Annotated in this window: 9 protein-coding genes; 4 read left to right on the top strand and 5 right to left on the bottom strand. The window is 36.7% G+C overall.

The features are described 5' to 3' along the window. The first annotated feature begins 80 nt into the window (after positions 1-80). The gene (locus QUB80_RS34575) at positions 81-251 is read left to right on the top strand and encodes a hypothetical protein (protein ID WP_289793983.1); all 171 of its coding nucleotides are present in this window, start codon (positions 81-83) and stop codon (positions 249-251) included. Positions 252-369: 118 nt separating this feature from the next. Here QUB80_RS34575 and QUB80_RS34570 read toward each other — a convergent pair whose 3' ends face one another. From QUB80_RS34570 to QUB80_RS34550, 5 genes are all read right to left on the bottom strand, one after another. After that, the gene (locus tag QUB80_RS34570) at positions 370-1,320 is read right to left on the bottom strand and encodes a methylenetetrahydrofolate reductase (protein WP_289793982.1); all 951 of its coding nucleotides are present in this window, start codon (positions 1,318-1,320) and stop codon (positions 370-372) included. A gap of 40 nt (positions 1,321-1,360) precedes the next feature. After that, entirely contained in the window at positions 1,361-2,374 is a 1,014-nt protein-coding gene (trpS, locus tag QUB80_RS34565) for a tryptophan--tRNA ligase (RefSeq protein ID WP_289793981.1), read from the bottom strand. Positions 2,375-2,967: 593 nt separating this feature from the next. Continuing rightward, on the bottom strand, positions 2,968-3,423 hold the full coding sequence (locus QUB80_RS34560; RefSeq protein WP_289793980.1) for a hypothetical protein: 456 nt from the start codon (positions 3,421-3,423) through the stop codon (positions 2,968-2,970). 91 nt (positions 3,424-3,514) lie between these two features. After that, a complete protein-coding gene (locus QUB80_RS34555; RefSeq protein ID WP_289793979.1) occupies positions 3,515-3,655 on the bottom strand; it encodes a hypothetical protein in 141 nt (46 codons plus the stop codon). 138 nt (positions 3,656-3,793) lie between these two features. Continuing rightward, positions 3,794-4,018, bottom strand: a complete 225-nt coding sequence (locus QUB80_RS34550) for a helix-turn-helix domain-containing protein (RefSeq protein WP_289793978.1) — start codon at positions 4,016-4,018, stop codon at positions 3,794-3,796. Between the two features lie 201 nt (positions 4,019-4,219). Between QUB80_RS34550 and QUB80_RS34545 the strand changes: the two genes are divergently transcribed. From QUB80_RS34545 to QUB80_RS34535, 3 genes are all read left to right on the top strand, one after another. After that, the gene (locus QUB80_RS34545; RefSeq protein WP_289793977.1) at positions 4,220-5,803 is read left to right on the top strand and encodes a B12-binding domain-containing radical SAM protein; all 1,584 of its coding nucleotides are present in this window, start codon (positions 4,220-4,222) and stop codon (positions 5,801-5,803) included. A 474-nt stretch (positions 5,804-6,277) separates the two neighbouring features. Next, complete coding sequence (locus QUB80_RS34540) at positions 6,278-7,435, top strand: response regulator (protein WP_289793976.1); 1,158 nt, start codon at positions 6,278-6,280, stop codon at positions 7,433-7,435. Between the two features lie 146 nt (positions 7,436-7,581). Continuing rightward, positions 7,582-7,944 (top strand): response regulator transcription factor, encoded by a 363-nt coding sequence (locus QUB80_RS34535; protein WP_289793975.1) that lies wholly within the window; start codon positions 7,582-7,584, stop codon positions 7,942-7,944. Positions 7,945-8,039 lie beyond the last annotated feature (95 nt).

Genomic DNA, 8,039 nt, shown 5'->3' with positions numbered 1-8,039 from the left:
CCACGTGAAAATAGCTCGGTGCCAGGTTTTTTATTACTAATCTAATCAAAAATGCCTCCTTTACTCATCTACAGGAGGCTTTGGTTTTTTGTACCAATGTCATCGCACTATTTGAGATTGGGTTTTGTCGCTATGTTGCTTTTGTTTTACGCTCTTCTCATTTCTCTGAGGCGATCGCTATGGAAAGTTGGTATGGGAGTCTGTTAATGCTCCAGGATAGCTTCTTTACAAGTTCTAACCCAGCTTTGTAGAGCTATTTTAGCATCTTAGCGTTACAATCACATTGCTAGAGCGATCGCACCTACCATCAAAAATAAAAAAGCAGCTGGAGTAAACCAGCCGCTTGAACAAGACACGAAGTTATTCTATTTACCTCAGCGCCACCCAGTTAAATGGTACGACACCAGCCATCTCTAAAATAGGCACAATCAAATCTTCGCGCTTGACTGCCATCATATGGACACCCTGACACAATTGCCGTGCAATTTGGACTTGCTCGGCGGCAATTTTCACGCCTTCTGCTAACGGATCTTTAGCTTGAGCCAATCTATCAATAATGTGCTGGGGAATATTTACACCCGGGACGCATCTATTAATAAACTGAGCATTTTTTGCCGATTTCAACAAGAAAATTCCTGCTAAAATCGGTTTATTGCAGCCTGCGGCAACTTTATCCATAAACTTTTCTAGCAGTTCAAAATCCGTGATTAGTTGGCTTTGGAAAAATTGCGCTCCAGCTTCTAATTTACGTTCAAATCGTGTTTGTAAACCTGACCAACTAGCACATTGGGGGTCAACTGCTGCACCGGGAAATAAATCCAGTGCTCCATCAGATAAAGGTTGCTCGTTGCAATCAACACCATGATTTAGTTTCTGGATAACTTGTAGCAGGCGTACAGCCTCTAAATCAAATACACCTTTGCATTCCGGATGATCACCTGCTTTCACAGGATCGCCTGTCAAAGCCAAGATATTCCTGATACCGAGAGCATGAGCGCCCATGAGATCAGCTTGCAAACCAATCCGATTGCGATCGCGGCAAGCGATCTGACAAATCGGTTCAATACCATGTTGTAGCAAAATCGCCGATGCGACTACAGAACTCATCCGTAGCACTGCTCGGCTACCATCGGTAATATTGACGGCATGCACCCTCCCCTTAAGGGTAGCCGCCATTTTTAACATATGTTCTGGATTACCGCCTTTTGGTGGTGCTACCTCGGCGGTAATCAAGAACTCACCTGCTTTCGCAGCTGCACGGAAAGAAGTTAAAGGAATTGGATTTCTCGTAGCCAGCATAACAATGAAGTTTTCTTTCATTGGGTACAGCTATAGCACATGTCACCCCATTCAGAAAAGCTCATAATGGCAGAGAGTACCCCATAGCAGTTTTTACTTTTGTAAGAGTGTGGTTTGCGATCGCCTCTGCTTTGTGCTTCCCATGCCGCAATACCGACTCTAAATAGCTTTTGTCGTTTATTATCGCCTCATATTTTTCTTGGATGGGTTTGAGAGCGTTAATTGCTGTTGCTGTTAATAATGGCTTAAATTGTCCCCAGCCCATATCCTGACACTCAGCGGCTACTTCTTCCTTAGTCTTGCCAGCAAGTAACATATATAGGGTTAACAAATTATTACATTCTGGACGCTCAGGATTGTCAAACTCCAAACCACGAATCGGATCAGTTTTGCAGCGCTTAATTTTTTTGTTAATTTCATCCGGAGAATCTAGCAAATTGATCCGGCTCAACTCAGAAGGATCGGATTTGGACATTTTCTTAGTCCCATCTGTTAAACTCATGATCCTTGCCCCTTCCTTTCTAATTAAAGGCTCTGGTAACTTCAGCACTGGTTGATCTGGTTCGGCAAATTGGTGATTAAATCTGTTAACAATATCCCGTGTTAGTTCTAAGTGCTGCTTTTGATCTTCACCCACTGGAACTTTATCCGCTTCGTACAGCAAGATATCAGATGCCATCAGCACCGGGTAGTCCAACAAACCTACACCAACATTTTCACCCTGCTTGAGTGCTTTTTCCTTGAATTGAATCATATCTGTTAGCCAATTCAGAGGTGTGATGCAGTTGAGTAACCAGGTAAGTTCTGCGTGGGCAGGGACATGAGACTGCACAAAAATGGTTGAATAGTTTAAATCAAGCCCGCAGGCGAGATATGCCGCAGCTAGGGTGTAAGTATTAGCCGCCAGTGTCGCTGGATCGTGAGGCACTGTAGTGGCGTGCAAATCAGCTATGAAGAGGAAATTCTCATACTGACTCTGCCCTTCTACCCAGTTGCGAATTGCACCCAGGTAGTTGCCTAAATGTAGATTACCAGTTGGTTGAACACCAGAAAGTATTCGTTGCCTATCAGACATAACGTAATATCAATTCTTGTAGCCTGCTGTCACTCTAAGATACTTAAATTAAAATGCTGTATCCAAATATTCTATGACCTAATCAGAGTATGAATTAATACTGCAATAGCAATAGTTATTTAATACTCACAGGTATGCTAGAGCATGATGAGACATACTTCTAAATACAATAATTCAACAGACATCTTAATATAAATATCTATTTATTTATTATTATATTTGACAATATACATTGATGTATACTATAGTTAGCAAATAAATTATATGCAAAAATTTGATAGTAATGAACAAGCCCATCAATTCACTTTTTCGCTATGCTGGTGGTAAATTTTATGCTCGTAATCTAATTATTAAGCACAATTATTAAGCACATTCCTTCTCATTAATATTATGCAGAACCTTTTGCTGGAGGAGCTTCTATATTTTTTGCAAAACAAAATGTTAAAAAAACTGGTTAAACGATATTGATGAAGCACTGATAAATACATATTTAACTATAAAGGAGAACGCTATCAAGGGAAGGAAGTCTTTATATTAAATTATGATTCAATCAATCTTATACCTGAAAATCCACAACAATTAGTGTTAGCATCCTAGATTCTCTCTAAAAGCTCTTCAAAAAATTGAAGACTTTTCTCAATTTCTACCCAAGCATTTTGGGGAGAAGAAATAGTTTCAGGTGATAATTCTTCAATATTTCCAAAATTAATAATCGGATAGTTGGGAATAAACCCACAGTTATGCTTATCTAAACAAGCTTGTCTTGTACAAGCTACACCATTTTCATCAGATACAGCAATATCTAATGAATATACAAGATAAACTTTGTTATAAACGAATCCCTGCAAAAACGCTTCATTAATTGAAGAGAGTTTAAGCCTTTTTATAAATTGCCTTCCCTCTTTTGTTGGCTCAAATTTATACATCAAATTACCATTTTCATCCTCTAGGGTTTGATAAAAAGCATTTCCTATAGATGTAGTAACTACATTGAAATTTGATGGACGGTATTGATCGCTATGAATTAAGAAATGATTCTGGAGTGACACCAAGCTTTTGTGATATCAACGCTACTTTTTCAGGTGTTTTAGTTGTACGTGAGCGCATACATTTAACCTTTATTAAATAATCACCCCTTTTCTAAGCACCTGTTCTGGAACTTTGTGCAACATTAAACATTCCTTTGTCAGCCAATTTACATTCAACTGATATGATTTTACCAGTCTGATTGTGCCGAATCATAATATCTATGTCATGATTTCCAGTTTGTGCGTTCATCATAGGCTTCGTTATAGTCCAATCTTTAGATGGCAATATTTGCTGTAATTTAGAGTACATGGAAAATTCAATCACCAGTTGATATATTTAGCGAACGGCAGTATTCACAAATATCATTAATCCATTTTTCTTCAATCAACCTCATTTTTCACTAATTCCTTTTAATAATTCATCAACATTCATTTCCAGAGCCTTAGCTATTTTCGCGATATTGATGAGAGTAATGTTCTTTTCGGCTCTTTCAATCATTCCTATATATGTCCGATGAAGACTTGCTTTCTCAGCTAATTCCTCCTGCGAAAGACCTTGTTTTAATCTTTCATCTCTTACTCTTTCACCAAATTTTTTAAGTATCTCAGTCCTCATATAGTTTTTACTAGAACAGGACTAAGATATTAGTAAGCGTCTGCATACTAAAGTTCTACATACTATGATTAGCATCTAGAAATTTTTACTGAATTAAGTAGATTTAGTTTACAAAAGTCGATAAAACTTAAAGTCTGGTCAAACACAGTCGCATTAACCTTGAAAGTAATTAAGTATTTTCTTAGATTCCGGGGTATTTGCATGAAAGCTTTACTACTCTGGCCTATAATGCCCAATTCTTTCTGGTCTTACCAAGAAACACTTGATTTAAGTGGTTTACGTGCTACCAATCCACCATTAGGTTTAATCACAATTGCGGCAATGTTACCTAAGGACTGGGAAATTCGTCTGGTAGATCGTAATGTCCGCCCAGAGACAGATGACGAATGGGTATGGTGTGACATTGTTATTATCTCTGCAATGATTATCCAGAAAAAAGATTTCTGGGAATTAATTAAAAAAGGAGTAGCTTTAGGTAAGAAAGTGGCAGTAGGTGGCCCTTTTCCAACTTCAGTACCGGAGTTTGCCCTAGAAGTAGGAGCGCATTACCTTATTTTAGATGAGGGAGAATGTACCATCCCTATGTTTTTAGCAGCCTTGGCAAAAGGAGAAGAACGAGGTATTTTCCGGGCAACAGAAAAACCTGATGTCACTCAAACACCAATACCGCGCTTTGACTTGCTGGATTTAGATGCTTATCTGGCAATCACAGTGCAATTTTCGCGAGGATGTCCATTCCAGTGTGAATTTTGCGATATTATCAATCTATTTGGTCGCAAGCCGCGCACAAAAACGCCAGAGCAGATGCTGGCTGAGTTAGAAGTTTTGTATCAAATGGGTTGGCGGCGATTAATATTCATCGTAGACGACAACTTTATTGGCAATAAACGCAATGCTAAAGTCTTTCTCCGTGCTTTGATTCCCTGGATGCAAGAACGCAACTATCCATTTATTTTGATCACTGAAGCATCCCTGAATCTGGCGGAGGATGATGAATTAATAGAACTGATGGTGCAGGCCGGATTTACAATGGTATTTATGGGTATTGAGACGCCAGATGTAGAAAGTTTGGTAGGAATTCACAAAGAGCAGAATACCCGCCAGTCCTTAATCGAATCTTGCCATAAAATTACACGAGCTGGATTGCAAATCATGTCTGGCTTTATCATCGGTTTTGATGGTGAAAAGCCAGGAGCAGGACGGCGTATTCAGCAATTTATTGAAGACACTGGTATTCCTCAAGCTCATCTGAGTTTACTGCAAGCATTGCACAATACAGCAATGTGGACTCGCCTCAAGCAAGAAGGACGACTATTAGAAGAGTTAGGAAATTACTTTACTTTCCAAAAATCTCTGATCAACTTCATTCCCACTCGTCCAATAGAAGAAATTGTCAGAGAGTATATTGATGCTTTCTGGAATTTGTATGAGCCGATGCCCTATCTCAAACGCACATTTCGCCATTTTAAAATGATGGAGGGTAAGCGCCCACAGAGCAAACGCTATATTGGTTGGCATGAGTTGCGTCTGTTCCCAAAGATTTGTTGGCGACAGGGTGTCCTTCGCTCGACTCGTTTCCGTTTTTGGTGGCAGTTGCTTGCGATCGCACTTCAAAAACCACATTTATTTTATGACTATTTGGTTGCTTTAAGTGTTGGCGAACATTTTTTCACGTTCCGTCATGAAGTAAAAGCACAATTAGAAGCACAGCTGGAATTTTTGAAGCAACAACAAACAAAAGTAAAAAAAGAAGCAGTCGGTCACCAACTACAATCCATTAATTAATTCTTTGATAATAAATTGAAACAAAAAAACTTGAATTTAAATGGCTTATTCAGGTGTGTTACTCAGTATAACGCACCTTTTTGAATTAATTTGTCATCTGATGACCAAATTATGTACAATTAGTTACCACATAAAAGCTTAATTAGGTAAATCGTTTAGGCTAAAAACATATACTGTAGAAACAATCTACTTTTTTCTATGTGTTAATACTAATTCACAAGTATAAATTAATACTTATTTTGAAAACTATCTAAGTATAAATTAGATTTTTGATAGTTTATGCAGCTGGTTAAACCCATTAATTAATAAAAATACAATTTAAAAGCTTTTTATAGATTGCTAAATAAATAATATTTGTAGTTTTGCTGATTGCAAAACATTTTGTGGCGGCTAAATAGCTAGTCTGTATTGTTAAGACTATGAGTTGATAGGTAGCTGCCTTCTATTTAATAAAACTAACAATGACGAATAAATATGGAAAAAATAGTAGCCACTGGTTTAATAAATGAATTTCAAAATTGTACACAAATACAGTATAGCGGTCAATTACATACACAAAGTGCTAAGGGAGTTAAATGGACTTTTTATTATCGTTTGGGACGAATAGTATGGGTAACAGAAGGAAATCATCCCTTTCGACGATGGCGTAGACTTGTAGCTCAATACTGTCCCAATATTGAGATTGAAAAAATGCAATTATTTTCTCAAGATTTTTCAAGAGATTATTGGGATTATTGCCTACTTGAAAATTTATATGAAAAACAGCAAATTAAGCGAGAGCAAGTTAATTTAATTGTGGAAAATACTCTTGCAGAATTGTTATTCGATTTAGCTCAACAAGCAAATTTTTCCTCCATTAGTTGTGAGCGTAGTCAAAAAGTTATTTTAGAAATGCCGATGAGCTTCACGAGTGCAGATACATCTCTTAAACAGATGCGAGAATCTTGGAAAAACTGGTCAGAAGCTGGTTTAGCAAATTTTTCTCCTAATTTGGCACCAATATTAATAAGACTAGAGCTACTTCAAAATCAGGTTAGTTCTGGTGTATATAAAAACTTTGTCACTTTAATTAATGGCAAGTATACTCTTCGTGAATTAGCCCTAAAGATGAAGCAGAATGTTTTGCCTGTTACTCGTTCATTGCTCCCCTATATCCTCAAAGGAACAATTGAGCTAGTTGAAATTTCTGATTTACCTTTACCAATGATTGAGGTTAAAAATCAGTCTATAAATAGCAAAGCCGAGACATCAAATATACCACTTGTTGTATGTATAGATGATAGTTCTCAAGTCTGTCAGTTAATGGAACGAATTCTCAAGCCTTTAGGGATGAGATTTATTCAGATTCAAGATGCATTACAAGCTTTATCAATTCTAATTGAGCATAAGCCAGACATAATTTTCTTAGATTTGATTATGCCAGTCGTTAATGGTTACGAAATTTGTGCTCAACTACGACGTATTTCTTTATTTGCCAACACACCTATAATTATTTTAACTGGTAGCGATGGTCTTTTGGATAGAGTGCGAGCTAAAGTTGTTGGTTCAATAGGTTTTATGACCAAACCAATAGTAACTGATAAGGTGATGGATGTAATTAAAAAGTACGTTCCAGTTTCAGCAAAAATATAATTCATTAGTAATTTTACTGAAGCATCCGCTAATTTAATAACACAAAATTAAATAGAACAATCATGTTAGATGTTTAATTTCATAAAAAATTCAGAAAACTGAGTTTTTTAGTTACCGTTGCTCAGTGATAATTACAGGTCATAAATATGAATACAGCTTTAGTTGTTGAAGATGGCTTTACTGATATGGAAATTATTAGCAAGTATTTACAGAATCAAGGCTATTACGTAATCAAAGCTAAAAGTAGTGACGAAGTTCAAACAATTATCAATCAAAATCAACTGAATGTAATATTTCTAGATGTGATTTTGCCGGGTAAAAGTGGTTATGAAATTTGCCGTGAACTAAAAAGTGATCCTAAAACTAGCTATATCCCAATTATTATGTGTTCAACAAAAAATAGTGATGTCGATAAAATGTGGGGTACTATGCTTGGCGCTGATGCTTATATATCTAAACCAATTAATCAGCAAGAATTAACTACAACTTTGAGCCAGTTAATCAAATAATTATATTATAAAAACTTCTATATCTAAATTATTAATTATAGTTATTAAAGGAGTTTTTAACCCACAACTTTATAAATTTATGATCAGGAGGAAAT

Source organism: Chlorogloeopsis sp. ULAP01 (genome assembly GCF_030381805.1).
GTDB lineage: Bacteria > Cyanobacteriota > Cyanobacteriia > Cyanobacteriales > Nostocaceae > Chlorogloeopsis.
This window is presented reverse-complemented; position numbering and strand designations above follow the sequence as displayed.